Here is a 25,240-nt window from a genome sequence, read left to right on the forward strand (position 1 = left end):
ATCATGGTGGCGAGGTTTCTCATCTATCAGCAGCAGGACGACTTTCGTTAGCGCAACTCGCTGCGCATGGAACGAGATGGAAACGGCTTGCTGGTGCATGATGGATGATATTGAAAACGCAAAGAAATTTTTCGCCGATAATCCCGATATCGAAATTCTCGAAGCTTTCGTCATAGATGCGAACGGCGTGCCGCGCGGCAAATGGATTCCGCGCGAACGGGCAATCGACGTTCTTGAAAAGGGAATGGCCATTCCCCGGTCGGTCTATGCGCTGGATATCTGGGGCCGGGATGTGCATGCCGCAGGTCTTGCGGAAGGCACAGGCGATCCGGACGGGTTTTGTTTCCCCGTTCCAGGCACACTGTCGCGGGTGACATGGCTTGGTCGCCCGACGGCACAGGTTCTCCTGGCAATGAAAAATCCGGATGGAACCGGCTTTTATGGCGATCCGCGCCATGTGCTGGCGCAGGTTCTGGGCGCCTATAAAAAGGCCGGCCTCACGCCGGTCGTGGCCACCGAACTCGAGTTTTACCTGATCGATCCCGTTCGCTCCGCGCTTGATCCCGTTCGTCCGCCGCACAGCCGCGAGGGTCGGTGGCATACGGGCCAGACACAGGTTTTGTCGATTTCCGAACTGCAGGATTTCGAGGACGTCTTCCATGATATTGCCACGGCCTGCCGCGCACAGGGCGTGCTTGCCGACACGACGCTGCGGGAAAATGGTCCCGGACAATATGAGATCAATCTCAACCATGTGCCGGATGCATTGCAGGCGGCCGATTTCGCCGTCTTCCTGAAACGCATCGTCAAGGGCGTGGCGCGGCGGCATGATCTCGACGCCACCTTCATGGCCAAGCCTTATGGGTTGCAGGCCGGCAATGGCATGCACGTGCATTTTTCCGTTCTCGACAGGGATGGCAGGAACATCTACGCCGGAGAGGACGGTCCATCGGATGCCTTGATGCATTCGGTCGGCGGCCTCTTGGAAAACATGGGTGAAAGCATGGCGATCTTCGCCCCCCATGCCAATTCCTATCGCCGCCTGACACCCAGCGAACACGCACCGACCTACGCCTCCTGGGGCATCGACAACCGCTCCGCAGCTGTGCGTGTCATCGTTGCCAGCAAGGCGGCGACGCGTATCGAACATCGAGTCGCGGGCGCCGACACCAATCCCTATCTGGTCGTTGCGATGATCCTGAGCGCTGCGCTTGCCGGCATGAAGGAGAAGCGCCAGCCTGGCGGCGCGATTGCCGGCGACAGCCACGCGATCAATCACGAGCCGCTGCCCACCAACTGGGACTATGCGTTGCAGCGCTTCACGCGGTCGAGCTTTGCCTATGCAACGCTTGGCCAGAAGTACCGCACGCTGTTTTCCGCCTGCAAACAGCAGGAGCTTTCCGAATTTTCCCTGCGTGTAACCGACGTCGAATATGACGCCTATATCAGGACGGTGTGAAATGGCTGAGGTAACGAATATTCCCAATCCCGGCCACACATCGTCATGGTATGCGGCCTCCGCCAATGTCAAAACCGTGCGGCCGACACTCGAAGGCGCGCTGGACGCCGATGTCTGCATCATCGGCGGTGGCTTCACTGGCATTTCCGCCGCGCTGGAACTCAGTGAACGCGGCTATTCCGTCATCGTTCTGGAAGGCGTCCGCGTCGGCTTCGGCGCTTCGGGCCGCAATGGCGGCCAGATCGTCAACGGCTATAGCCGCGATCTCGAAACCATTGCTGGCCGTTATGGGCATGACAAGGCGGTGAAACTCGGCGAAATGTCGCTTGAAGGCGGCGCGATCATCCGCAACCGCATCGCCAAATACGCCATCGATTGCGATCTCGTCGATGGGGGTTTCTTCGCCGCCTTCACGCCGAAACAGATCCGCGAGATGGAGGCCCATAAGGCCCATTGGGAGAAACACGGCCATGGCGGGCTCGAAATGGTCTCGAAGGCGGATGTCGGCCACTATGTGAAGACCGATCGATATGCCGGCGGCATGATCGACCGCTTCGGCGGGCATATCCACCCGCTCAATCTGGTGCAGGGCGAAGCGGCGGCGGCCGAAAGCCTCGGTGCTCGCATATTCGAAAATTCGCGGGTCATTGCGGTAGAGCAGGGCGCAAACCCCGTGGTGCGCACGGCAACAGGCAGCGTCAAGACGAAATATGTCCTCGTCTGCGGCAACGCCTATCTCGGCAAACTCTTGCCGGAAATCGGCGACCGGATGATGCCGGTCTCAAGCCAGGTCATGGCGACGGAGCCGCTCGATGCCGATCTGATCGAGGCTCTTCTGCCTGCCGATTATTGTGTCGAGGATGCCAACTACATTCTCGATTATTATCGCCGGACCTCGGACAATCGCCTGCTCTATGGGGGCGGCATCGGTTATGGCGGCAGCGATCCGGCCGATCTGACGGGCGTGATCCGCCCGAACATGCTCAAAACCTTCCCGCAACTGGAAAAAACGAAAATCGACTTTGCCTGGAGCGGAAATTTCGCGCTGACCCTGACGCGTATTCCGCATATGGGCAGGCTGTCGGACAATATCTATTTCTCGCATGGCGACAGCGGCCATGGGGTTACGACAACTCATCTGCTCGGCAAGATACTGGGCGAAGCCGTTGCCGGCCACGCCGAACGTTTCGATATCTGGAGTTCGCTGCCGAACTATCCGTTCCCCGGCGGCAAGACCTTCCGGGTGCCGCTGACCCTGCTTGGCGCGTGGTGGTACGGCCTGCGCGACAGGCTCGGATTTTAGAACGTCACCGTCTTCAAACCGGAAAGTGCGTTATTCGCAATATCCTCCGGTGTGGCATCGATGCTGACGGTCACGACGCCCGGTTCGCCCGTCGGCACTTCCAGCGTGGCAAGCTGGGTCTGAAGTAACGAAAGCGGCATGAAATGGCCCTTGCGCTCGCCCATGCGCCGGCTGAGAAGCTCCAGGCTGCCATCCAGATAGACGAAAGCCAGCGGGCCGCCGGCGGCCTTGCGAAGGCGGTCGCGATAGATTTTCTTGAGCGCCGAGCAGGAAACGACGACACCGTTGCTTTCGCTGCCCTTGCGCAGTTCCGCGCCGATCAGGTCGAGCCAGGGCCAGCGGTCTTCGTCCGTCAGCGGAATACCTTCGGACATTTTATCGACATTGGATTTCGGGTGAAGCTTGTCGCCCTCTATGAAAGCAACGCCCAGTTTTTCCGCCACTGCTTCCGCGACCGTGGACTTGCCGGAGCCGCTCACTCCCATCACGACAATTGCCTGTGTCACTCGAACCTCGAATGTTTCTGTTTCGACGGTCAGCCCCTACCATGTGCGGCAGGTATCGGGAATATAAAAATGCGGGGCTTGCCTGTGTCAGTGCGCGGTTTTGCGCGCCGCACTCTTCTCCAGGGCGGAAAAGGCAGCGTGAATCAGGATCGCCAGCGCCGCAACAATCAGCCCGCCCTGAAGAATGAAGGCGAGATTGTTGGATTGCAGGCCGGCAATGATCACTTCGCCGAGGGTACGCGCCGCGACGGTCGAGCCGATGGTCGCGGTCGAAAGGCTGATGACCGCCGAAAGCCGGATGCCGGCGAGAATGGCTGGAAGGGCAAGCGGCAACTCCACTTTGACAAGACGTTGCCAGCCGGTCATGCCACTGCCTCTCGCGGCATCCATCACCGTGGCGGGCAGGGTCGTAAGACCCGTCAGCGTATTTTCGAATACCGGCAAAAGCGCATAGAGAAACAGGGCAATGAGCGTTGGTTTTTCGCCAAAACCGATCATCGGTACGGCCAGCGCCAGCACCGCTACCGGCGGAAAGGTCTGGCCGATATTGACGATGCTGCGCGACAGCGGCAGGAAATCCGCCCCGAATGGCCGGGTGACGAGAACCGCAAGCGCTCCCGCCGTGAGCGTGGCCAGCCCCGTGGCGATCGCCACGATGGTTAGATGCGACAGCGTGAGGGAAAACAGATTGGCCTGCGTGTAGATTGCCGGCGCATTGGCCTGCACGAGAGGGCGAAACACCGGTGCGAAGACCTGCGGCACGGCAAGGAAGATGATCAGCGCCAGCGTCAGGAAACCGAGGGTAAAGAAGGATAAGGCGTTTTTCATGGGGCTCCGGCGGCACGCTGGAGGAGAACGTCACGCCGCACCCGGCCGGCGGGTTGCCCATCGTCCCTGACGACCGGCAGGGCATCGCAGCCCGCCCATAACATAGCCGACAGGGCGTCACGCTGGCTCGTATGTTCGGTGAGCGGTTCGCCCTCTGCGTTTCCCGGCTCCACGACATCGGCAACGGAGAGAACGGACAGCAGTTTCAGCGCCCGTTCGTTTTCGCCAATCATGGTGCGTACGAAATCCGTCGCCGGTTTCAGCACCAGTTCGGCCGGCGGGCAGTCCTGCACGATGCGGCCCTTGTCCATCACGGCGATACGGTCCGCCAGATGAAAGGCCTCGTCCATATCGTGCGTGACGAGAACGACGGTCACGCCGAGCTTTTTCTGGATATCGAGAAGATCGTTCTGGGCCTTGGCGCGAATCACCGGGTCCAGCGCGCCGAAGGGTTCGTCCATCAGGAGAATGTTCGGTTCGGCGGCGAGCGCACGCGCCACGCCGACACGCTGCTGCTGACCGCCTGAGAGTTCATGCGGGAAACGGTCGGCATAAAGCGCGGGATCGAGCTGGAAGAGATGCATCAGCGCGTCGATCTTCGCCTCGATCCGCTTGCGATCCCAGCCGATCAGCTGCGGAACGGTCGCGATATTTTCGGCCACCGTCCGGTGCGGAAACAGGCCATGGCCCTGAATGGCGTAGCCGATCTGGCGGCGAAGCTTGAAACCGGGTATCGCGCTGACATCCTCACCGTCGATACGGATCGTGCCGGAGGTCGGCTCCACCAGCCGGTTTATCATGCGCAGCAGGGTGGTTTTTCCCGATCCTGACGTGCCGACGATGACGGTGACGGTGCGCGGCGCGACAGTCAGCGATACCTGATCCACGACGGCTGCATCGCCATATCGTTTCGTAATGGTGTCGATTTCGATCATGCCTTTTGCCTTCCGCCTGCGCTGAAGAGATTGCTGTCGATGAGGGCGTCGAGTGTTATCGCGGCGGCAAAGCCGAGAAGAACGGTCGGCACGGTGCCGAGTAGCACGAGGTCCATCGCCGTCTGCCCGATGCCCTGAAATACGAAAACGCCAAAGCCGCCGCCGCCGATCAGGGCGGCAATCGTCGCCAGGCCGATATTCTGCACCAGTACGATGCGGATGCCGGTGAGGATGACCGGCATGGCCAGCGGAAATTCCACCCGCAGCAGCCGTTGCATCGGCGTCATGCCAAGCCCGCGCGCCGCTTCCCGCACCGCCTGCGAAACGCCGGAAAGACCGACCACCGTGTTGGAAACCACCGGCAGCAGCGAATAAAGAAACAGTGCCACGAAAGCGGGCGCCATGCCGATGCCGGCGATGCCGATTTTCGCGGCACCCGGCACAGTGGCCGCGATCCACCCGAGCGGGGCGATCAAAAGGCCGAAAAGGGCGATGGAGGGAATGGTCTGGACGATGTTGAGGCTGTTCAGTACGCCTGCGCGCAACCGCTCGACCTTGTAACAGAGTATCCCCAGGGGAATGCCCACTACGGTCGCTGCGATCAGCGAGCCAATGGCAAGTTCCACATGCCGCAAAGCCTCTGTCCAGAATGTATCGGCCCGGCCGGTATATTCCTTGATGATGGAGAGGTCGTTCCAGAGGCCGCTTGTCAGCACGGCCGCGAGCGCGGCGATGGCCGCAATCAGCAACAAAATCCGGGCTGTGGGCTTCGGCTCAAGACGCGCAATGCAATCCGTGGCGAGCAGAGCCAGCCCGGCAAATATCAGCCAGAAGCCGCTGGCAGGTGAAACTCGGGCAAAACCGTTACCCTCCGGCATGAGGAAAGAAGCCGCCTTCCCGACGAAAACCGCCAGTGCAGCAAGACCGACCAGCGCAAATGCCAGCTTCAATCGCGTAGGAAAGCGGAAAAACGCGATGAAGGCCGAAAGAAGAACGATGGTGACGAGAACAGTTGCAGCCGAACCCGGAAGAGCTTCGAAGACCGTCCGTGTCTCGCCCTGAACGATCCGGTTGGCACGGAATGTCATGAAAGGCGATGCAAAAAGCGCATAAAGAAGCAGGTACGAAATCACCACGCCCACTTTGTCAGGCCATTTCGTCAAATCCTGCTCCCCTGTCTTTTGGCCCGTGTATGATTTGGGAGGGAACCACGGGAACGCACCGGTTCCCGCGACCCCCTCCGGCGCCGCGAACGGTTACTTGACGAAGCCGTTCTTTGTCAGAAAGTCGAGCGCCACGGTCTTGGCCTGTTCGCCGCCCACCTGAACGCGGGCGTTCAAATCCTGCAGCGTTGCCAGATCGAGTTTTTCGAACACCGGTTTCAGCAGCTCTTCGATATTCGGGTGCTTTTTCAGAACCTCTTCGCGAATGATCGGCGCTGGCTGATAGACCGGCTGCACATGTTTGTCGTCCTCCAGAACCACAAGACCGGAGGGCGCGATGCCGCCATCCGTGCCATAGACCATGGCGGCATTGGCGTTGTTCGTCTGGTTGGCGGCGGCGGCGATGGTGGCCGCGGTGTCGCCGCCGGAAAGCGTGATCAGCTGGTCAGGTTTCATGGTGAAGCCATAGGTGGTCTGAAATGCGGGGAGCGCAGCGGCGGAGTTGACGAATTCGGAAGAAGCAGCAAGGACGACTTCGCCGCCATCGGCAACATATTTGCCGAAATCGGAAAGCGTCTTCAGATTGTTCTTGTCGGCGACATCCTTGCGCAGGGCAATGGCCCAGGTGTTGTTTGCCGGCGATGGCGTCAGCCAGACGATCTTGTTGGCGTCGAAGTCGAGCGTTTTCGCTTCTTCATAGCCCTTGGCTGCATCTTTCCAGAGCGGATCGTCCGCCTTGGAGAAAAAGAACGCGGCGTTGCCGGTATATTCCGGATAGATGTCGATCTCACCGGCCGTTATTGCTTTTCGCACAACCGGCGTGGCGCCAAGCTGGATGCGATCCGTCGTTTCGATCTTGTTCTGGTTAAGGACGGCGAGGATGATGTTTCCGAGAACACCGCCTTCCGTGTCGATCTTCGACGACACGACCACCTGCGCCTGAGCGATGGAAACAGAAAGGGCAAGCGCAAGTCCGGCGCCCGTCAACGTCATCAAGCGGTTCATGAGTGTTCCTCCGGTGGGTCAGCCTGCCGAACAGGCGAAAGATCGCCGCCGCAATTGCGGCCGAATATAAACGGCCGGGAGGAAAAATGGTTGCATGCCACCTGCGTTTTCGCGTCGATGGCTCCGGCCACACGCCGATGGTCAGGTTTCGCCGTCGCGCTTGCGCGCATCCTTGCCCATGACGAGCGGCATGAGAACCGAAAGAAACAGGAGCCTGATGACGTGGTGGGAGCCGACATAGGCGGTATCTGCATGCATCATCACCGCCATCGCCGCCATGGTCTCCAGGCCGCCCGGCGAATAGGCGATCATGACGGCATTGAGCGGAACGCCGGTCACGCCGGAAATCATCCAGGCAATGCTTCCGGCAATCAGCATCACGGCGATGGTGACGACAAAGCCCGCCAGAAAGCCTTTCCGCACGTCCATCAGTGAGACATTCGAAAAGCGCGTGCCGATAAGGCAGCCGATCAGCACATAGACGGGCAGGCTGAGCCAGGTGGGAACGCCGCCTTCGGTAAGGCCGGTAATGTGGGTGCCGATGGAAATGGCGACGCCGCCAAGCAGCAGCGCGGCCGGAAACTTCCAGCGCAGGAAAAGCCAGCCGGTCAGAAGCGATGCGCCGATGGTCAGCGCGAGTGTGAGCAGACCCATTGGCGGGTTGGCCACAAGCGGTTCCGTGCTGACGAGATCGAAATATTCGACGATCAGCGGCACGGAAAGCGTCAGCGCCAGCACCCGCACGCTTTGCACGATGCTGACGGTCGCAAGGTCGCTTTTCGTCTCGGCGCCGAGGCTGATGATATAGCTGAGATGACCGGGAGAGGCGCCCAGCATCGCCGTTGTCCGGTCGTAACCGAAGCCATAATGCAGGATCCAGTAGGCGACATAGAGCATGATAACGACAGCGACGAGCACAACGACGAAGCTCACGGGCCAGGTCTTGGCGGCGTCGATCACGGAGGGCGTCACGCTCGTTCCCATGGAAATGCCGACGACGACGAAACAGGCATTGCGGATGAAGGCGGGAACGCCAAGCCTTACACCGGCCAGCCCCGTGATTGTCACGGCAAGCGCCGGGCCGGAAAGAAAAGGCGCCGGAATATCGATGAGGCTGGCGAGTAGCGCCCCTATGCTGCCGACGAGCGCGGTGAGCGCAAATGTATGGAATTCAGGCTTGATGATCATTGCGACGCTGATTGGTTGCTTGAAAAAGCTCGCGACCAAATGCGCCGCTTCCATTCGCGACGTCAACACGCAGGATCAAAAATATTACATTTCATGCGTATTCTATAAAAGAAAAGCCCGTGGCCTCACGGACACGGGCTATGGCAACTGCCGACGGGGGGAAACGGGATGATCAGGCCGCCGGGGCAGCGATCTTCGGCATTTCCGTATCGAGGCCCAGCAGGAAGTTGATCTGGGGCCGCGCCTTGACGAGATCGTCGATCGAATATTCCGCCAGAACGTCGAAAAAGGCATTGAGCGCCTTGCGAAGCGCCGAGTTGAGGCCGCAGCTATCCACAAGCGGACATTCCACAGCACCGTCCTCGAAGCATTCGGCCATGGCGAAGCTGTCTTCAGTCACCTTCACTACGTCGAACAGGCTGATCTTTTCGGCGGGTTTGCCAAGACGCACGCCGCCGTTGCGACCGCGCACGGTTTCCACCAGGCCCGCCTTGTTGAGCGGCTGCAGGATTTTGAACAGGAACAGCTCCGAAACGCCATAGGCTCTGGCGATCTCAGGAATGCGGCTCAGATGGCCTTCATTGGCGGCGCAATACATCAACATGCGAACGGCATAGTTGGTCTGTTTGGTCAAGCGCATGCTGGTCTCCTAACTCTCAATGTGGAGTTATATAGTCTCTTTTTCAGTTTAGAACAATTCCAGAAACTGAAAAAACTGGCACCCGTCCGATATTTCTCGAACAGCCTTGTTGACCGTTCGGATGATTCATGAACAAACAAGTCAAGAATCGGAATGTAATGGAGGCATTCATAATGGCAAGCTTGAAATCATACTTTTCCGCTGCCGTTTTTTCAGGGCTGACGATCCTTGTCGCCGCGCCCGTCGCTTTGGCAGAGGGAGAGGTTAATGTCTATTCCTATCGCCAGCCTGAATTGATCCAGCCGCTGCTCGATGCTTTCACGAAGGAAACCGGGATAGAAGCGAATGTGCTTTTTCTCGATAAGGGGCTGGTGGAACGCATTCAGGCCGAGGGCGTCAATTCGCCGGCCGATGTGCTGCTGACGGTCGATATCGCCCGTCTCGTCGAGGCGAAGGAGGGCAAGGTTACCCAGCCGGTCCTCAACGATCCCGTCATCGAAAAGGATATCCCCGCCAATCTGCGCGATCCCGAGGGCGAATGGTTTGGTCTCACCACGCGCGGCCGGGTGGTCTATGCGTCGAAGGAGCGGGTGACCCAGAAGGACATCACCTATGAGGAGCTTGCCGATCCGAAATGGAAGGGCAAGATCTGCATTCGCGACGGCCAGCATTCCTATAATATCGCGCTGATCGCCTCCATGATTGCCCATCACGGCGTCGATTATACCCGCACATGGCTGACCGGCCTGAAGAACAATCTTGCTCGCAAGCCTGACGGAACCGACCGCAGCCAGGCGAAATCGATCTTTTCCGGTGAATGCGATATCGCGCTCGGCAACACCTATTATGTCGGCCTGATGCTGACCAATGATCGCGAGCCGGAAGAAAAGGAATGGGCCGGATCGGTGCGGGTGATCTTTCCCAATGCGGGCGATCGCGGCACACATGTGAATATTTCCGGCATGGCGCTGACGAAATACGCCCCCAACAAAGACAATGCGCTGAAGCTTATGGAATTCCTGGCCTCGCGCGAGGCGCAGGAAATCTACGCCAAGCAGGTCTTCGAATATCCGGTGCTGCCCGGCGCGGAGCCATCCGATGTCGTGAAGGGCTTCGGCCCCATCAATCCGGATAAGCTGCCGCTGACGGACATAGCGGCCCATCGCAAGCAGGCGTCCGAACTGGTGGATGAAGTGGGTTTCAACGACGGCCCGACCAACTGATCCCAGCGCAGCCCTTACCGCCCAGCCGAAATCCAATAAAAAGCCCCGCTGTTTTTCCAGCGGGGCTTTTGCTTGTGTACCGGCTTCCCGGCTTACTTCATCGTCGGCATCACGAATTCAGCGCCCGACTTGATACCCGACGGCCAGCGCGAGGTAATCGTCTTGGTCTTCGTCCAGAACTTGATCGAATCCGTCCCGTGCTGGTTGAGATCGCCGAAGCTCGAGGCCTTCCAGCCGCCGAAGGAGTGATAGGCAAGCGGAACCGGGATCGGAACGTTGACGCCGATCATGCCGATATTGACGCGGCTTGCGAAGTCGCGGGCGGCGTCGCCGTCGCGGGTATAGATGGCGACGCCGTTGCCATATTCATGCTTGATCGGCAGTTCCAGCGCGTCTTCGTAATTCTTGGCGCGAACGACGGAGAGAACGGGTCCGAAGATTTCCGTCTTGTAGATGTCCATATCAGGGGTCACGTGGTCGAACAGGCAGCCGCCGACGAAATAGCCATCTTCATAGCCCTGCAGCTTAAAGTCGCGGCCATCGACCAGAAGCTTCGCACCCTGTGCGACGCCGCTGTCGATAAGGCCCTTGACGCGCGTCTGCGCTTCCTTGGTGACGAGCGGACCCATATCGGCCTTGTCGTCGGTATAAGGGCCGATTCTCAGGCTTTCGATCTGCGGAATGAGCTTTTCGACGAGACGGTTTGCCGTCTCCTCGCCAACCGGAACCGCAACGGAAACAGCCATGCAGCGCTCGCCCGCCGAACCGTAACCTGCGCCCATCAGCGCGTTTACCGCCTGGTCGAGATCGGCATCCGGCATGATGATCATGTGGTTCTTCGCACCGCCGAAGCACTGCGCACGCTTGCCGTTCATGGCGGCCGTGCCATAGACATAGCGGGCGATCGGCGTCGAGCCCACGAAGGAGACCGCGCCGATATCGGGATCGGTCAGGATGGCGTCGACGGCGCCCTTGTCACCGTTGACGACGTTCAGGATGCCGGCCGGAAGACCGGCTTCGATCATCAGTTCGGCAAGACGGATCGGCAGCGATGGGTCGCGCTCGGAAGGCTTGAGGATGAAGGCGTTGCCGCAGGCGATTGCCGGCGCGAACATCCACATCGGGATCATGCCGGGGAAGTTGAACGGGGTGATGCCCGCGCCGATGCCAACCGGCTGGCGGATCGAGTACATGTCGATGGCCGGGCCTGCCCCTTCGGTGAATTCGCCCTTCTGCAGATGCGGAATGCCGCAGACGAATTCGCAGACTTCGAGGCCGCGCACGATATCGCCCTTGGAATCTTCAACGGTCTTGCCATGCTCGCTGGAGAGCAGCACCGCCAGTTCGTTCATGTCGCGGTTCAGAAGTTCGACGAACTTGAAGAAAACGCGGGCGCGACGCTGCGGGTTGGTAGCGGCCCATTTCGGCTGCGCAGCCTTGGCGCTCTCTACGGCGGCGCGCAGTTCGGCGTCGCTTGCAAGCGCGACAGTTGCCTGAACTTCGCCGGTGGCCGGGTTGTAGACATTCGATGTGCGGCCGCTGGTGCCCGGCACATGCTTGCCGTTAATGAAATGACCGATTTCCTTCATGGGGCTTTCCTCCGCGATTTTTTGATGAGCGCAGCATTGCACTTGAATTTGTACAAATCAATGAACTGAGATAATAAACCGTTGTGCGTAAATTAAAGTACGACAAGCCTTTTGAGACGTTTCCCGAGGTCAAAATAGAAGGTCAAAAAAAGTGGCGAGCGAAGAACCTGTCGTGAGGATGGCTGAAATCGAAATCGATCCCATTCATCTGGAAGCCTATCGCAAACTGCTTGCGGAAGAGATCGAGACTTCGGTCAGCCTTGAAAAGGGCGTGCTTGCACTAAATGCGGTGGCGATCAAAGGCAGCCCGGAAAAGATTCGCATCCTCGAAATCTATGCGAACCGCGCAGCCTACGAGGCGCATCTGCAAACGCCGCATTTCCTGACATACAAAGAGGGGGTGGCGGGAATGGTGACATCGCTTACTTTGATCGAGGTTGAACCCGTAGTGATGCGCAGCAAGCCATGAATTGGGATGATGTCCGCATATTCCTTGCCGTTGCCCGCTCCGGGCAGATTCTCGCTGCATCGAAACGGCTCGGGCTCAACCATGCGACGCTTTCGCGGCGATTGACGCTGCTGGAGCAGGCGCTGAAGACCCAATTATTTATCCGCCGGACGAACGGCTGCGAATTGACCGAGGAGGGGCAACGGTTTTTGGGCGCCGCCGAGCGCATGGAGACGGAAATGCTGAATGCCCAGGCAAATCTCGGCCGCGTCGATACGGCGGTGGCGGGAACGGTGCGCATCGGTGCGCCGGATGGTCTCGGCGTTTCCTTCCTCGCGCCAAGGCTCGGTCGGCTGACGGCCCGTTATCCCGATCTGAAAATCCAGCTCGTGCCGGTGCCGCGCTCTTTCTCACTGTCGCAGCGCGAGGCCGATATCGCCATCACAATCGAAAGGCCGGAGCAGGGCAGGCTGATGTTTTCGAAGCTCACCGATTATTCGCTGGGCCTCTATGCTTCGGTGGATTATTTGGCCGATTATGGAACGCCTGATGATGTCGAGGCGCTGAAGCGCCACCGGCGGATCGGCTACGTGGAGGACCTGATCTTTTCGCCTTCCCTGAACTTTACCGGTGAGATCATGCGCGACTGGGACGCCGCCTTTGAAATCTCCAGCGCCACCGGGCAGACAGAGGCGGTGCGTTCCGGTGCGGGTATCGGCATCCTGCATAATTACATCGCCGGGCAATATCCCGAACTTCTGCGGATCATGCCGCACCTCACCATCAGCCGGTCCTACTGGACGGCCTATCACGAATCCGCCCGTCAACTGGTCCGCGTCCGCACTGTGGTCGATTTTCTCCAGGAACTCGTAGCCGAAGAACGGCGAATCTTCACCTGACATCCCAAATGCAGATATTATTAGTACTATTAATTGTTCGGACCCGGCCGTTCGGGGCTTGACAAAGGATGGCTGGCTGGACGACCAATGCAGCCATTGGGAGAGATCGGAACTGACATGTCTATGATACGTAAGCTTTCGCCGACTGGCCTCGGCGTGGCCGTCATGCTGCTTGGAATGCTGCTTTTCGCACTGAACGACGCCATGGGGAAATGGCTCGTAGCCACCTATAGCCAGGGTCAGGTGATCCTCATTCGCAGCGCGGCGGCGCTTATTATCCTCGTTCCGATCGTCTGGCGTGCCGGCCTCTCCGGCCTTGTCAGAATTGAGCGTCCCGGCCTTCAGTTTGCGCGCGTCTTCTTCTCCACCGCAGAGCTTTTCTGTTTCTATTTCGCGGTTGCGGCCCTGCCGCTCGCCGATGTCATGACCTATTGGCTGGCCGCCCCCATCTATGTGGCGGCGCTTTCGCCGTTTCTGCTCGGAGAAAAAGTGGGCTGGCGTCGCTGGACTGCCATCGCCATCGGTTTTGTCGGCGTTCTCATCGCGCTCAAACCCAGTTCGGCAAGCCTTACCTCCGCAGCATTGTTTTCGATCCTCGGCAGCGCCGCTTTCGCTTTCATGATGTTATCCGGCCGTCAGCTGCGCAATACGCCGGATACGGTGCTTGCCTTCTGGCAGATCATCGGTGCGGCGCTTGCGGGCATTGTCGCGGTATTCCTCACGCCATCGGGATGGCTGCCGGTTCAGTCCAGTTTCGATCTCGCCTTCCTCGGTCTGCTCGGCGTCGTCGCCATGACGGCGCATGTGCTGGTCAACCGGGCGCTTAAACTCGCCGATGCCGCCACCGTCGCGCCGCTGCAATATACGCTGTTGCTCTGGGCGGTGATTTTCGGCTGGCTGTTCTTCGGCGATGTGCCGCAGACGAGTATCGTCGTCGGCGCGGGTCTGATCGTTCTTTCCGGCCTTTATATCTTCTTCCGCGAAAATACTCTCAAACGCCGCCGCGAAACCGCTGAAGACCTGGCCGCGGAGCAGGTTTGATCTTTCTCAGGGCCTTGATCACGATCACGGGACTTGACGAAGGCGTGATCTTCGGGGAGTAAGAAAGAGCCCTGCGATGATTTGTCTCGCAACGGCAGAGGAAACAAAGGTGCCGGGCCCCTCTGGCGAGAGTTTTACGGCGCTCTCGCGATGTCGGTACCGCCTGCAAAAATTGGCCGGCGGATTAAAAACTATGAAAAACCTGAATGTGCTTCGCGCGCGTGCTTTCTGCGTGCGGCCTGACGCCCTGCGTCGGTCCGTGAACGCCCTCGTTATGGGAGGCGACCGGACATGAGCGCTGCCCAGAAAAACACCCTTACCTACTTCAAGTGGGCTTTTATCGTCACCGTGGTCGGTTTGATCCTCGGCGGTTATCTCGGTTGGGAAATGACCGGAACGGTCGGCGGCACGGCGACGATCTTCTTCATCTGCGTCGTTCTGGCGGTGCTGGAAATCTCGCTCTCCTTCGACAACGCCATCGTCAACGCCAACAAGCTGAAGGATATGACGCCAGTCTGGCAGCACCGCTTCCTGACCTGGGGTATCCTGATTGCCGTTTTCGGCATGCGTATCGTCTTCCCGCTGCTCATCGTGGTCGTCGCGGCCAATGTCGGCCCGTGGACTGCGCTCGTCATGGCGGCCACGCAGCCGGAACGTTATGCGGAAATCATGCGTGACGCCCATCTGCCGATTGCGGCTTTCGGCGGCACCTTCCTGATGATGGTCGGTCTCAACTTCTTCTTCGACCATGAAAAGGACGTGCACTGGGTGCGCTGGATCGAGGAAAAGGCTGCAATCTATTCCTCCGTCAAGGGCATCGAGATTGCCTTCGTGCTGGTCGTCATGCTGATCTTTTCCCGCATCATCGGTGCTAGCGACAATCCGGAACTTGGTCCGGTCGCGGCCAACACCTTCTTCCATTCGGCGATCTGGGGTCTTTTGACCTTCCTGCTGGTGGAAGTCGTCGGCGGCATTCTCGACCGCAGCCAGGAAATGCTGGAAGGTGCGGCAAAAGGCGGCTTCGGTGCGTTTCTTTATCTTGAAGTGCTGGATGCCAGCTTCTCCTTCGACGGCGTTATCGGCGCTTTCGCGCTGACGCAAAACCTCTTCATCATCGCCATCGGCCTCGGCATCGGCGCCATGTATGTGCGTTCGATGACCATCATGCTGGTTGAGAAGGGAACCCTGGCCGAATATCGCTATCTGGAGCACGGCGCCTTTTATGCGATCCTCATCCTGTCCGTCATCATGTACGTGCAGACCATGGTGCATATTCCGGAGGTCATAACTGGCCTTGGCGGCGCGGGCCTGATCGGCATCTCGCTCTGGTCGTCGATCCGCTATAACCGGCGACAGAGTGCCGATGCGGTTGATGCCGCGCGCGGCGCGGAGATCTGATCCGCGATTACCCATGCCTTCCGCTGTCGTGGCGGAAGGCAGTTTTTAAGCATTGAATTATTTTTTGCCTGTTTTTGTTGCTGTTTTTCCTTTGCGGAAAATTTCGCCAAAAGGCGGAATTTTTGCCTTAAGGCGCTGTTTTTACGAGTATTTGTGCGTCGCATCAAAACTGGCACGCTTCCTGCATCTCATTCTGCAAGTCCAGAGGGGACATTATGGCTCGAAAACGGGTCAACAAATACCGCCGCGCCGCGCGATCTTTCCGATCTGCGCCGTGCGGCGGTTCTGTTTGTGCGGGATGGTTCTTGAGTTTTCCGTTCGGTTGAATGAAAACGATAAGACAACGACTGGAAGGGTCACGGTTTGCCTGCACAATTGTCGCCCACGGAGGCCCTGGGCCTCTGGCATCGTGTATCCACGGCGCAGGTCATTGACGATCAGCCGGATTTGACCTTGCGTCAAACCGCCATCCTGCTGCAGATTTATCTCGTGCCGCCGCCGCACACCGTGCGGGGCCTCGCCGCCATGCTGGGTGTGACCAAACCGGTTATTACCCGCGCCCTCGACAGTCTGGGTGCTCTCGGACTGGTCGACCGGGTTCGGGATGAGCGGGACAAGCGCAATGTCGTGATAAAACGCACCGTGGCCGGTGCGCTTTATCTGGAAAAATTCGGCGATCTGATTATTGATCAGGCGCGCAAGATCTAACCTCTGGATGTGAAACCCATGATGCTCGACCGCCGCCTGAATGTCTTCCGCTCCGATCTCGCCGATGAAAAGCTGCAGGGCGTGGTGCAGGCCGAACGTTTTGTCAGTGGCTCGCCCGCGCAGATCGCGGTGCCGGTTGTTGGCCTGCGGCCCACGCCGGACCTTGCCGCCGGCATCGATACCGAGTTGCTGTCTGGCGAAACCATCCGCGTTTTCGACAGGGCCAGCGGTTGGGCATGGGTGCAGGCGGATGCGGACGGGTATGCCGGTTACGTGCCGGAAACGGCGATCGGCGATGTCATTATCGCCACCCATCGGGTGATTGCACCACGCACTTTTCTCTATCCAGCCGCTGAATTGCGCAAACCGCCGGTCGCAGCGCTGTCAATGGGCAGTCTCATTCGCATCGTCGGCGAGGCGGAGACACGCGGCACCCGTTACCTGCTGACCGAAAAGGGCGAAGGCATCATCGCCGCCCATTGCCGCGCCGTTGATGCGGCGCTTGAGGAAGATTATGTGGCGGTGGCGCTGCGCTTTATCGAAACGCCCTATCTCTGGGGCGGCCGTTCCGGTTTCGGTATCGATTGTTCCGGCCTCGTGCAGCTTTCCATGGCCATGACGGGTCGGCGGGTTCTGCGCGATACCGACATGCAGGTGAAGTCGCTCGGCGTGGAAATAGAGCGCGATGAATTGCGCCGCGGCGATCTCGTCTTCTGGAAGGGCCATGTCGGCCTCATGGAAAACGAGGAAACGCTGCTGCATGCCAATGGCCATACGATGAATGTCGCACGCGAAAATCTCGATGCGGCCATCGAGCGCATCGGCTGGCTTTACGAAAAGCCGACGGCTTTCCGCCGCCTGGAAGACTGAAAAGGCGACTTTCACGAAATTGTGCCTGTGCGGCCCTTTGTGCGAGAGCCGCCGACAGCCTACATCGGTTGGATGATGGTTCGGGACCGGCATCGATGAAGACAAGAACGGCGACACGATTGGCAGCGATCCTTACGGCAGTTTTGCTGAGCGCGTCGGCGCAGGCGCAGACTGTTTTCCAGAATGGTTTTGCTCCCGCGCCGGATGCCTATGCAAACCTGCCGGGCGTCAAGGATCCGCGCACGCTGCAGCCAAAGGTCCGTTACAATTGCCACAGCGCACTTGGCTCGACCGGATATTCGCGCGGCCCCTACCGGAATGTTTTCGGCAGCCGTGGACTTCCCGTTCAGGGTTACCATTGCACCGATGAAAACGGAATTTCCAGCTTCGGCGGCAGAAATCCGGTTTCCAAGGACTGGTATCCCGGCATAAACCCCGTAGACCCGACCTTCTGAAGCGGCATCGCTCTAGCACCGGACCGAAAACCCCCTTTGCGCTCTTCGGAAAATCGATGCGTGAGCGGTGGCGGCGGGCATTTGCCTGGCCGGTGCTCTGGACTTGTTGTCGCTTTTTCAGATAAATCTTCCGCATGACAGGTTGATACCTGCCGGGGTGCGGAGTGACATCGGCTATTCTGACCTTTGGCCGATATTGGGGAATGCGAGTATGACGAAGACCGATATAGCCACCCGTGTCCATAATCATACCTGGAAACTCGACCCTATCGTCCGCAGCCTGATCGATACGGATTTCTACAAGCTGTTGATGTTGCAGATGATCTGGAAGCTCTATCCGGAAGTCGATGCGACGTTTTCGCTTATCAACCGCACGAAAACGGTGCGGCTGGCGGAAGAGATCGACGAGATGGAGCTGCGCGAACAGCTCGATCATGCACGCACCCTGCGTCTTTCCAAGAAGGAAAACATCTGGCTTGCGGGTAACACGTTTTACGGCCGCTCGCAGATTTTCGAGCCGGAATTCCTCTCCTGGCTGTCGAGCTATCAATTGCCGGAATATGAGCTTTTCAAGCGCGACGGGCAGTATGAGCTGAATTTTCATGGCCGCTGGATGGATACGACACTCTGGGAAATCCCGGCGCTCGCCATCATCAACGAGTTGCGCTCGCGCAGCGCCATGCGTTCGCTCGGTTATTTCACGCTCGATGTGCTTTATGCCCGCGCAAAGGCCAAGATGTGGGAGAAGGTCGAGCGGCTGCGGGAACTGCCGGGCCTGCGCATTTCCGATTTCGGTACTCGCCGCCGTCACAGCTTCCTTTGGCAGCGCTGGTGCGTCGAAGCGCTGAAGGAAGGCATCGGGCCTGCCTTTACCGGTACGAGTAACGTCCTGCTCGCCATGGATTCCGATCTCGAAGCCGTGGGCACGAACGCGCATGAACTGCCGATGGTGGTCGCGGCACTGGCGCAGACGGATGAGGAGCTGGCTGCAGCACCCTATCAGGTTCTGAAGGACTGGAACCGGCTTTATGGCGGCAACCTGCTGATCGTGCTGCCGGACGCCTTCGGCACGGCGGCTTTCCTGCGCAACGCGCCGGAATGGGTGGCAGACTGGACGGGTTTCCGTCCCGACAGCGCGCCGCCTATCGAAGGCGGGGAAAAGATCATCGAGTGGTGGCAGAAGATGGGCCGCGACCCACGCAAGAAGATGTTGATCTTCTCCGACGGTCTCGATGTCGACGCCATCATCGACACCTACAGGCATTTCGAAGGCCGGGTGCGCATGAGCTTCGGTTGGGGCACCAACCTCACCAATGATTTTGCCGGTTGCGCGCCAAAAACCATCGCCAGCCTCAAGCCGATTTCCATCGTCTGCAAGGTGAGCGACGCCAATGGCCGGCCTGCGGTGAAGCTCTCGGACAATCCGCAAAAGGCAACCGGCGACCCGGCCGAAGTGGAGCGTTACCTGAAGTTCTTCGGCGAAGAAGACCACAAGGAACAGAAGGTTCTGGTTTAAGGCTTTTCCAGGAAAATTGGACCCCGGTTTTCCGTCCGGAAATGCTCTAAATTGAGAACGGGCGCTCCGCTTGAGGAAGCGCCCGTGGAAGCCTGTACCTATCAGCAGATTACTTCGCGAACTGATGTGCGATGTAATGGAAGAGCGCTCTGATACCCTGTGCCTCCCCGCCGATCGATGAATGATGCCTCTCGCTCAGAGACCAGCCATAAATATCGAAATGCGCCCAGCGCCTGGTATTGGTAACGAAACGCTTCAGGAACAGGGCGGCGGTGATCGATCCGCCCATGCCGCCCGAAGGCGCGTTGGTGATATCGGCTGCGCGTGAGCGGATATCCTTGTCGTAGCCCATATAGAGCGGCATGCGCCACAGCGGATCGTCCGTGTCGATGCTGGCTTCCGCGATATCATGCGCCAGATCCTCGTCATCGGTGTAGAATGGCGGCAGATCCGGGCCGAGCGCGACGCGGGCAGCGCCAGTCAGCGTCGCCATGTCGATCATCAGGTCCGGCGCATCTTCGTCCGCATAGGCCAGCGCATCCGCCAGAACAAGACGGCCTTCGGCATCGGTATTGTCGATCTGCACCGTCAGCCCCTTGCGGCTGCGGTAGATATCGCCGGGGCGGAAGGCATTGGAGGAGATGGAGTTTTCGACCGCGGGCACGAGAACGCGAAGTTCGACCGGCAGTTTCGCATCCATGATCATCAGCGCAAGGCCGAGCACATTGGCTGCACCTCCCATATCCTTCTTCATAAGCGCCATGGAAGCGGCGGGTTTGATATCGAGGCCGCCTGTATCGAAGCAGACGCCCTTGCCGACGAGGGTGAGGCGCGGATTGCCCTTCTTGCCCCAGTTCATCTCCAGAAGCCGCGGCGCGCTTTCGCTGGCCCGGCCGACAGCATGGATCAGGGGTAAGTTTTCCTTGAGCAGATCATCGCCGGTGGTGATCTTCACCTTCGCCTTGTAATGGGCGGCAAGCGCGCGGAAGGCAATCTCAAGCTCATCCGGTCCCATATCGTTGGCCGGAACATTGATGAGGTCGCGCGCAAGGAAAACGCCGGCCAGAACGCGCTTGATCTCGCCGTCTTCCGCGTCCTGCGGAATAAGGAGCTTTGCCCCGTTCGTCTTGGTGGTCTTGTATTTGTCGAAGCGGTAGCTGCCGAGACCGAAACCGAGAGCGAGGCGATTGGCCGTCAGGGGTGCTGTCTCGATGTGCCACTCGCCTTCCGGCAGCTCACGGGCAAGTTTCCCGGTGATGAAGGGGATTTCCGAGGGATTGCCGCCAAGGCCGAGAAGGACGCCGCCCAGTGAACCATCGGCGGAAGGAACGAGCAGGATGGCGCCTGCCTCCGCCTTGAACCCCGCCTTCTTCGCCCAATCCAGAGCGACAGGGTCGATGGCGCCCTGTTCGATATGGGCCGGTGTGACGGCGAAAACCGGCAATGTGCTGCCGGCCTTGGAGCTGAAGGGGGTCGGGCGTTCGATGAACTGATAGGGCGCCATTGTATGCTTCCGTAAATGTCGAGAATCGGTGCGATTAACGCTCTGTTAGGGTTAACAGATTATTGCTTAAGCGAAAGTTGCGTCATGTGAGTCTGTCGTGTGTCGGGCGCAAGATTGATCATTCTTGGGCGGGGGCGCTGCCATGACTGCATTTTCTTTGGGCGAGAGGGACCGGACAGGGTTGCTGCGGGGAGCGTGTCTTGCCGCATTGGTTCTTGCGGTTTCAGGATGCGCGAGCACCAACAAGCCCGATCGCATGTCCACCGGCTCCATTCCTGCCGCCACGCGCACCTATGATCACATGAACATGGAGCAGCTTCGGCAGGCGGAGGAGAGCGCGGGCAAAGCCTATGAACGCAGCCCCAAGGATAAATCGGTCGGCATGAATTATGCCAGCGTGCTGATGATGACCGGCAAGAACACACAGGCTCTCGCCGTCATGCAGCAGATCGCCATCGCCAATCCGGCCGACCGCGATGTGCTTGCCGCCTATGGCAAATCGCAGGCCGCCGCCGGCCAGCTGGAGCAGGCGCTTTCGACCATCCAGCGGGCACAGACGCCGGACCGGCCCGACTGGCGGCTTTATTCCGCCGAGGGCGCCGTGCTCGATCAGCTTGGACGCTCGAACGAGGCGCGTTCCCGCTACAGGCAGGCGCTTGACTTGAAGCCGAACGATCCGAGCGTGTTGTCCAACCTCGGCATGTCTTATGTCCTGTCGAGCGATCCGCGCACTGCCGAAACATATCTGCAATCCGCTATTGCTCAGCCGGGCGCCGATAGCCGCGTTCGCCAGAACCTCGCGCTCGTGGTCGGTCTACAGGGCCGCTTTGCCGAAGCCGAGCGCATCGCGGTTCAGGAACTCTCGCCACAGCAGGCGCAGGCAAACCTCACCTATCTGCGTGCCATGCTTTCGCAGCAGAACTCCTGGCAGCAACTGGCGAAAAAGGACGGCAAGCCGGCTGGCTGATACGCTTTCGGTTGTACCGGTGCGATCCTGCAACATTATGGCTTCTGTTCCGCTCGACCTGCCGGCGCGTGTCTTCGTCAGAACGTATCCATGACTCGAAGGCCGGCCGGCCCAAGAATGACGGCGATGAGAACCGGTAGAAAAAACAGGATCATCGGCACGGTCAGTTTCGGCGGCAAAGCAGCCGCCTTTTTCTCGGCTTCATTCATTCGCTCGTCCCGGCCTTCCTGCGCGAGAACACGCAGGGCCTGGGCAAGCGGAGTGCCGTACCGCTCCGCCTGGATAAGGGCCTGCACCACGCTTTTAACGCCTTCCAGCTGGGTGCGCATACCGAAATTCTCAAGGGCCATGCGCCTGTCCTGCAGGAAGGATAGTTCCGCTGTCGTCAGGATCATTTCTTCCGCCAGTTCAGGCGACTGTTCACCCATCTCTTCCGCCACGCGGCGCATGGCTGCTTCCATCGATACGCCGGATTCGATGCAGATCAGCATCAGGTCAAGTGCATCCGGCCATGCCCGCTTGATCGAGGCCTGCCGCTTGGTCATGCGGTTCGAAACATAGATATTGGGGGCGTAAAAGCCGACATAGCCGAAGAGAAGCACCGCCATCAGCCGAACGACAAAAGCCTGATCAGCCAGGTTTCCGAGAATGAAAACCCAGGTGAATGCCACGGCCAGGAAAATGAACGGCAAGACGAACCGGGCAGCAAGAAATGTATTGAGCGCATTCTGTGAACGGAAACCGGCGGCGCGCAGCTTGTTCATCGTGTTCTTGTCGGCAAGCGCTTCGCGAAGATTGAATTTTTCAACGATGCGCCGTGCGGATTTGTTGTTATTGCTGCGAAGGGAGGTTTTACCCTCTCTGGTCGCGGTTGCCAGACGCTCGCGCTCGCGGCTGCGAATGAGTTCCCGCTCTGACGATACGGCTTTCATGCGCTTGGCGAAGTCTTTCCGTTCGAAAAAAGGCATGATCAGCGTATAGAGGGTCGCGAAAACCGCCAGTGTGACGAGGATGGCGATAATCGTCTGCGGGTCTGTCAGACGAGAAAGCAGATTTGCTGTCATAGTCGCCCCTCAGATATCGAAATTGATCATTTGGCGCATGATGAAAATCCCGATGAGCATCCATAGTCCGGATGCGCCCAGAATGATGTGGCCCCGCACATCGGTGAAAAGCACCGAGAGATAGTCCGGCGACGTGAAGTGCACCAGCACCATAACAATAAAAGGCAATGCGCCGATAATGACGGCAGATGCTTTCGCTTCCATGGACAGGGCATTCACTTTGGCGCGCATTTTTCTTCGGTCGCGTAATACCCTTGAAAGGTTGGACAATGCCTCCGAAAGATTACCACCTGCCTGTGCCTGGATATTGATGACGGTGCTGAAGAAGCTGACTTCGAAAAGCGGCATGGTCAGCATCATGCGCTCGATACCCTGTGGGATTCCGATACCCACCTGCTGTGCATCGACAACCCGCTGAAATTCCGTTTTAACCGGTTCCTGACCGTCTGAGGCGATCAGACGTACCGCGTCGTTCAGCGGCAAACCCGACTTGATCGAGCGGCACATGACATCAAGCGCATTAGGGAACTCCTCGAGGAATTTTTTCTGCCGGCGCTTGAGGAGAAATGCCAATACCCAGCGCGGCAAACCCAAAGCCGCAACGGCTGCTATGAGGAGAGCGGTCAGCAACGAGAGACCATAGATAAGTGCAATAAAAGCGGAACAAGCCGCCGCGCCGACGCTTAGAAGGTGGAATTGCCGAACGGAAATTGCCAGCCCAGCCTGCACGAGTTTATCGCGCAGGCTCACATTCTTCGCTTTTTTCGCCTTTTCATTTTGTTTCTTTTCCATATCCCGCAAGCTGTCCTGCATGGATTTGCGGCGCTTGCTGAGCTCCTGGACCCGATCGCGTGCAGCTTTGATATTTACGTGATCCGTCTCTGCGGCCTGCACTCGCTTGAAACGGCTGGTGGTCTTTTTTTCGACCTCTATCTGCTGGAAAAGAAAGGCGTAGGCGAGTGCTCCTGCCGAGATGGCGACGAGTAAGGCCAGTAACACTATTGTCGGGTCCATGGCAGTCGCTTTCCCTTAGGATGTCTTTTCCATCTCATCGAGCGCGGCCGCCAGACGTTTTTCTTCGCCGTAATAACGTGCGCGATCCCAGAAATGCGGTTTGCTGATACCGGTCGATACGTGTCTACCAATCAGCTTGCCGTTCGCATCTTCGCCTTCGATTTCGTATCGCATCAGATCCTGGGTGACGATGACATCGCCTTCCATACCGATCACTTCCGTAATCTGGGTTATCCGGCGCGAGCCGTCACGCAGACGTGCCGCCTGAATGACGACATCGATCGAGCCTGAGATGATTTCACGCACGGTCTTGGCCGGCAGGGTGAAGCCGCCCATGGCGATCATCGATTCGATACGGCTGAGGCATTCGCGTGGCGTATTGGCATGCAGCGTTCCCATCGAACCGTCGTGACCGGTGTTCATGGCCTGGAGAAGGTCGAAAACTTCCGGTCCGCGCACTTCGCCGACGATGATGCGTTCGGGCCGCATGCGAAGGCAGTTCTTGACGAGATCGCGCATGGTGATCTCGCCTTCCCCTTCGATATTGGGCGGACGTGTTTCGAGCCTCACCACATGCGGCTGCTGCAGCTGAAGTTCGGCGGTGTCTTCGCAGGTGATAACGCGTTCATCCCTGTCGATGAAGCTCGTCAGGCAGTTGAGAAGCGTCGTCTTACCCGAGCCGGTGCCGCCCGAGATGACGACATTGCAGCGGACGCGACCGATAATCTTGAGCAATGTCGCGCCTTCGGGCGTGATCGCTCCGAAACGTACGAGCTGGTCGAGTGTCAGCTTGTCCTTCTTGAATTTTCGGATCGTCAGCGCCGGGCCGTCGATGGCAAGCGGCGGAGCGATGACGTTGACGCGCGATCCATCCGGAAGGCGGGCGTCGCATATCGGGCTCGACTCATCCACGCGTCGGCCGACCTGGCTGACGATGCGCTGGCAGATGGAAAGCAACTGCGCATTGTCACGAAAGCGGATATCGGATTCGATAGTTTTACCGCCGACTTCGATGAAGGTCTGGCCGGAACCGTTGACCATGATATCGGCAATGTCGTCGCGTGCGAGAAGCGGCTCCAGCGGCCCGTAACCAAGAACGTCGTTGCAGATATCTTCGAGCAGCTCTTCCTGCTCGGCGATCGACATGGCGAAATTCTTGATCGTGATAATGTCGTTGACGATATCGCGAATTTCCTCACGCGCGCTCTCCGCGTCGAGTTTGGCGAGCTGCGAAAGGTCGATCGTATCGATAAGCGCGGAAAATACCTGGCTCTTGGTATTGTAGTAATCTTCCGTGCGGGCGCGTTTTCTCTGCGCGGGCGGTGCGCTCGTTGCCGCCTGACGCACCACTGGTGATTGGCCGGGTTCAAGAGTGTCAATTGCAGCAGAACGAGGCTCAGGCGCTGTCATCACCTGCGTGGACACAGGTGCAGCATGATCCGGCTTCGTGCTTCTGGCTGGGCCTTCAGGCCCGCGTTTTCCGAACATCGGCGTTTCCGTCTAAGGACGCAGGCAGA

The 25,240-nt window shown here is 58.8% G+C and carries 24 protein-coding genes; 12 read left to right on the top strand and 12 right to left on the bottom strand.

Going from position 1 to position 25,240, the window contains the following annotated elements:
- Positions 1 to 97: 97 nt before the first annotated feature.
- Entirely contained in the window at positions 98 to 1,459 is a 1,362-nt protein-coding gene (locus ACQZ5K_RS00625) for a glutamine synthetase family protein (protein ID WP_003524441.1), read from the top strand.
- A gap of 1 nt (position 1,460) precedes the next feature.
- Complete coding sequence (locus ACQZ5K_RS00630) at positions 1,461 to 2,762, top strand: NAD(P)/FAD-dependent oxidoreductase (protein WP_448739384.1); 1,302 nt, start codon at positions 1,461 to 1,463, stop codon at positions 2,760 to 2,762.
- On the opposite strand, the gene ACQZ5K_RS00635 is transcribed toward ACQZ5K_RS00630, so the two are convergent.
- From ACQZ5K_RS00635 to rirA, 7 genes are all read right to left on the bottom strand, one after another.
- A complete protein-coding gene (locus tag ACQZ5K_RS00635; protein ID WP_448739608.1) occupies positions 2,759 to 3,247 on the bottom strand; it encodes a gluconokinase in 489 nt (162 codons plus the stop codon). The genes ACQZ5K_RS00630 and ACQZ5K_RS00635 overlap by 4 nt on opposite strands.
- A gap of 108 nt (positions 3,248 to 3,355) precedes the next feature.
- On the bottom strand, positions 3,356 to 4,096 hold the full coding sequence (locus tag ACQZ5K_RS00640; RefSeq protein WP_448739385.1) for an ABC transporter permease: 741 nt from the start codon (positions 4,094 to 4,096) through the stop codon (positions 3,356 to 3,358).
- The gene (locus ACQZ5K_RS00645) at positions 4,093 to 5,031 is read right to left on the bottom strand and encodes an ABC transporter ATP-binding protein (RefSeq protein WP_448739386.1); all 939 of its coding nucleotides are present in this window, start codon (positions 5,029 to 5,031) and stop codon (positions 4,093 to 4,095) included. Before ACQZ5K_RS00645 ends, ACQZ5K_RS00640 begins: the two co-directional genes overlap by 4 nt.
- Positions 5,028 to 6,194 (bottom strand): ABC transporter permease, encoded by a 1,167-nt coding sequence (locus ACQZ5K_RS00650; RefSeq protein WP_448739387.1) that lies wholly within the window; start codon positions 6,192 to 6,194, stop codon positions 5,028 to 5,030. The genes ACQZ5K_RS00645 and ACQZ5K_RS00650 overlap by 4 nt, the downstream gene beginning before the upstream one ends.
- 93 nt (positions 6,195 to 6,287) lie before the next feature.
- Positions 6,288 to 7,199: a glycine betaine ABC transporter substrate-binding protein OsmF gene (osmF, locus tag ACQZ5K_RS00655; RefSeq protein ID WP_003524447.1), complete on the bottom strand. Its 912-nt coding sequence runs from the start codon at positions 7,197 to 7,199 to the stop codon at positions 6,288 to 6,290.
- Positions 7,200 to 7,340: 141 nt separating this feature from the next.
- Complete coding sequence (locus ACQZ5K_RS00660) at positions 7,341 to 8,387, bottom strand: AbrB family transcriptional regulator (RefSeq protein WP_448739388.1); 1,047 nt, start codon at positions 8,385 to 8,387, stop codon at positions 7,341 to 7,343.
- Between the two features lie 172 nt (positions 8,388 to 8,559).
- A complete protein-coding gene (gene rirA, locus ACQZ5K_RS00665; RefSeq protein ID WP_003524449.1) occupies positions 8,560 to 9,027 on the bottom strand; it encodes an iron-responsive transcriptional regulator RirA in 468 nt (155 codons plus the stop codon).
- 173 nt (positions 9,028 to 9,200) lie between these two features.
- On the opposite strand from rirA, the gene ACQZ5K_RS00670 reads away from it, so the two are divergent.
- Positions 9,201 to 10,250, top strand: a complete 1,050-nt coding sequence (locus tag ACQZ5K_RS00670; RefSeq protein WP_035264601.1) for a Fe(3+) ABC transporter substrate-binding protein — start codon at positions 9,201 to 9,203, stop codon at positions 10,248 to 10,250.
- A 92-nt stretch (positions 10,251 to 10,342) separates the two neighbouring features.
- Here ACQZ5K_RS00670 and ACQZ5K_RS00675 read toward each other — a convergent pair whose 3' ends face one another.
- Positions 10,343 to 11,839: a CoA-acylating methylmalonate-semialdehyde dehydrogenase gene (locus ACQZ5K_RS00675; RefSeq protein WP_448739389.1), complete on the bottom strand. Its 1,497-nt coding sequence runs from the start codon at positions 11,837 to 11,839 to the stop codon at positions 10,343 to 10,345.
- Between the two features lie 178 nt (positions 11,840 to 12,017).
- Here ACQZ5K_RS00675 and ACQZ5K_RS00680 point away from each other — a divergent pair, with 178 nt between their 5' ends.
- The 8 genes from ACQZ5K_RS00680 (at position 12,018) to pncB (ending at position 19,174) form a co-directional block, all read left to right on the top strand.
- Positions 12,018 to 12,308, top strand: coding sequence for a putative quinol monooxygenase (locus ACQZ5K_RS00680; protein WP_448737143.1), 291 nt, complete (start codon positions 12,018 to 12,020; stop codon positions 12,306 to 12,308).
- Positions 12,305 to 13,186: a LysR family transcriptional regulator gene (locus ACQZ5K_RS00685; RefSeq protein ID WP_448739390.1), complete on the top strand. Its 882-nt coding sequence runs from the start codon at positions 12,305 to 12,307 to the stop codon at positions 13,184 to 13,186. Before ACQZ5K_RS00680 ends, ACQZ5K_RS00685 begins: the two co-directional genes overlap by 4 nt.
- Positions 13,187 to 13,309: 123 nt before the next feature.
- Entirely contained in the window at positions 13,310 to 14,227 is a 918-nt protein-coding gene (locus ACQZ5K_RS00690; protein WP_121490394.1) for a DMT family transporter, read from the top strand.
- Between the two features lie 291 nt (positions 14,228 to 14,518).
- A complete protein-coding gene (locus ACQZ5K_RS00695; RefSeq protein WP_269830597.1) occupies positions 14,519 to 15,625 on the top strand; it encodes a DUF475 domain-containing protein in 1,107 nt (368 codons plus the stop codon).
- A 363-nt stretch (positions 15,626 to 15,988) separates the two neighbouring features.
- Positions 15,989 to 16,333: a MarR family winged helix-turn-helix transcriptional regulator gene (locus ACQZ5K_RS00700; protein ID WP_003524457.1), complete on the top strand. Its 345-nt coding sequence runs from the start codon at positions 15,989 to 15,991 to the stop codon at positions 16,331 to 16,333.
- 18 nt (positions 16,334 to 16,351) lie between these two features.
- Positions 16,352 to 17,203: a C40 family peptidase gene (locus ACQZ5K_RS00705; protein WP_448739391.1), complete on the top strand. Its 852-nt coding sequence runs from the start codon at positions 16,352 to 16,354 to the stop codon at positions 17,201 to 17,203.
- Positions 17,204 to 17,298: 95 nt separating this feature from the next.
- Positions 17,299 to 17,658: a hypothetical protein gene (locus tag ACQZ5K_RS00710; protein ID WP_448739392.1), complete on the top strand. Its 360-nt coding sequence runs from the start codon at positions 17,299 to 17,301 to the stop codon at positions 17,656 to 17,658.
- Positions 17,659 to 17,869: 211 nt separating this feature from the next.
- Positions 17,870 to 19,174 carry a nicotinate phosphoribosyltransferase gene (gene pncB, locus ACQZ5K_RS00715; RefSeq protein WP_065654709.1) on the top strand — a complete coding sequence of 435 codons (1,305 nt, stop codon included), beginning with the start codon at positions 17,870 to 17,872 and terminating at the stop codon, positions 19,172 to 19,174.
- A 109-nt stretch (positions 19,175 to 19,283) separates the two neighbouring features.
- Here the strand turns inward: pncB and ACQZ5K_RS00720 are convergent, their stop codons facing one another.
- A complete protein-coding gene (locus tag ACQZ5K_RS00720) occupies positions 19,284 to 20,678 on the bottom strand; it encodes a leucyl aminopeptidase family protein (protein ID WP_448739393.1) in 1,395 nt (464 codons plus the stop codon).
- A gap of 142 nt (positions 20,679 to 20,820) precedes the next feature.
- Here ACQZ5K_RS00720 and ACQZ5K_RS00725 point away from each other — a divergent pair, with 142 nt between their 5' ends.
- Positions 20,821 to 21,645 (top strand): tetratricopeptide repeat protein, encoded by an 825-nt coding sequence (locus tag ACQZ5K_RS00725; RefSeq protein ID WP_448739394.1) that lies wholly within the window; start codon positions 20,821 to 20,823, stop codon positions 21,643 to 21,645.
- 77 nt (positions 21,646 to 21,722) lie between these two features.
- On the opposite strand, the gene ACQZ5K_RS00730 is transcribed toward ACQZ5K_RS00725, so the two are convergent.
- Genes ACQZ5K_RS00730 through ACQZ5K_RS00740 form a run of 3 tightly spaced genes read right to left on the bottom strand, consistent with a single transcriptional unit; the run spans position 21,723 to position 25,211 of the window.
- On the bottom strand, positions 21,723 to 22,709 hold the full coding sequence (locus ACQZ5K_RS00730) for a type II secretion system F family protein (protein WP_080852824.1): 987 nt from the start codon (positions 22,707 to 22,709) through the stop codon (positions 21,723 to 21,725).
- Between the two features lie 9 nt (positions 22,710 to 22,718).
- Positions 22,719 to 23,723: a type II secretion system F family protein gene (locus tag ACQZ5K_RS00735; protein WP_448739395.1), complete on the bottom strand. Its 1,005-nt coding sequence runs from the start codon at positions 23,721 to 23,723 to the stop codon at positions 22,719 to 22,721.
- Positions 23,724 to 23,738: 15 nt separating this feature from the next.
- The gene (locus ACQZ5K_RS00740) at positions 23,739 to 25,211 is read right to left on the bottom strand and encodes a CpaF family protein (RefSeq protein ID WP_448739396.1); all 1,473 of its coding nucleotides are present in this window, start codon (positions 25,209 to 25,211) and stop codon (positions 23,739 to 23,741) included.
- Positions 25,212 to 25,240: the final 29 nt, after the last annotated feature.

This window comes from Agrobacterium sp. 22-226-1 (assembly GCF_053522345.1).

What these genes read in the sequence shown, in the direction of transcription:
- ACQZ5K_RS00685 (WP_448739390.1), top strand. Translation starts at nt 12,305, where the DNA reads ATGAATTGGGATGATGTCCGCATATTCCTTGCCGTTGCCCGCTCCGGG.
- ACQZ5K_RS00630 (WP_448739384.1), top strand. Translation starts at nt 1,461, where the DNA reads ATGGCTGAGGTAACGAATATTCCCAATCCCGGCCACACATCGTCATGG.
- ACQZ5K_RS00675 (WP_448739389.1), bottom strand. Translation starts at nt 11,839, where the DNA reads ATGAAGGAAATCGGTCATTTCATTAACGGCAAGCATGTGCCGGGCACC.
- pncB (WP_065654709.1), top strand. Translation starts at nt 17,870, where the DNA reads ATGACGAAGACCGATATAGCCACCCGTGTCCATAATCATACCTGGAAA.
- ACQZ5K_RS00735 (WP_448739395.1), bottom strand. Translation starts at nt 23,723, where the DNA reads ATGGACCCGACAATAGTGTTACTGGCCTTACTCGTCGCCATCTCGGCA.
- ACQZ5K_RS00740 (WP_448739396.1), bottom strand. Translation starts at nt 25,211, where the DNA reads ATGTTCGGAAAACGCGGGCCTGAAGGCCCAGCCAGAAGCACGAAGCCG.
- ACQZ5K_RS00725 (WP_448739394.1), top strand. Translation starts at nt 20,821, where the DNA reads ATGACTGCATTTTCTTTGGGCGAGAGGGACCGGACAGGGTTGCTGCGG.
- ACQZ5K_RS00690 (WP_121490394.1), top strand. Translation starts at nt 13,310, where the DNA reads ATGATACGTAAGCTTTCGCCGACTGGCCTCGGCGTGGCCGTCATGCTG.
- ACQZ5K_RS00670 (WP_035264601.1), top strand. Translation starts at nt 9,201, where the DNA reads ATGGCAAGCTTGAAATCATACTTTTCCGCTGCCGTTTTTTCAGGGCTG.
- ACQZ5K_RS00710 (WP_448739392.1), top strand. Translation starts at nt 17,299, where the DNA reads ATGAAGACAAGAACGGCGACACGATTGGCAGCGATCCTTACGGCAGTT.
- ACQZ5K_RS00640 (WP_448739385.1), bottom strand. Translation starts at nt 4,096, where the DNA reads ATGAAAAACGCCTTATCCTTCTTTACCCTCGGTTTCCTGACGCTGGCG.
- osmF (WP_003524447.1), bottom strand. Translation starts at nt 7,199, where the DNA reads ATGAACCGCTTGATGACGTTGACGGGCGCCGGACTTGCGCTTGCCCTT.
- ACQZ5K_RS00635 (WP_448739608.1), bottom strand. Translation starts at nt 3,247, where the DNA reads ATGGGAGTGAGCGGCTCCGGCAAGTCCACGGTCGCGGAAGCAGTGGCG.
- ACQZ5K_RS00660 (WP_448739388.1), bottom strand. Translation starts at nt 8,387, where the DNA reads ATGATCATCAAGCCTGAATTCCATACATTTGCGCTCACCGCGCTCGTC.
- ACQZ5K_RS00730 (WP_080852824.1), bottom strand. Translation starts at nt 22,709, where the DNA reads ATGACAGCAAATCTGCTTTCTCGTCTGACAGACCCGCAGACGATTATC.
- ACQZ5K_RS00680 (WP_448737143.1), top strand. Translation starts at nt 12,018, where the DNA reads ATGGCTGAAATCGAAATCGATCCCATTCATCTGGAAGCCTATCGCAAA.
- ACQZ5K_RS00705 (WP_448739391.1), top strand. Translation starts at nt 16,352, where the DNA reads ATGATGCTCGACCGCCGCCTGAATGTCTTCCGCTCCGATCTCGCCGAT.
- ACQZ5K_RS00720 (WP_448739393.1), bottom strand. Translation starts at nt 20,678, where the DNA reads ATGGCGCCCTATCAGTTCATCGAACGCCCGACCCCCTTCAGCTCCAAG.
- ACQZ5K_RS00695 (WP_269830597.1), top strand. Translation starts at nt 14,519, where the DNA reads ATGAGCGCTGCCCAGAAAAACACCCTTACCTACTTCAAGTGGGCTTTT.
- ACQZ5K_RS00645 (WP_448739386.1), bottom strand. Translation starts at nt 5,031, where the DNA reads ATGATCGAAATCGACACCATTACGAAACGATATGGCGATGCAGCCGTC.
- rirA (WP_003524449.1), bottom strand. Translation starts at nt 9,027, where the DNA reads ATGCGCTTGACCAAACAGACCAACTATGCCGTTCGCATGTTGATGTAT.
- ACQZ5K_RS00625 (WP_003524441.1), top strand. Translation starts at nt 98, where the DNA reads ATGATGGATGATATTGAAAACGCAAAGAAATTTTTCGCCGATAATCCC.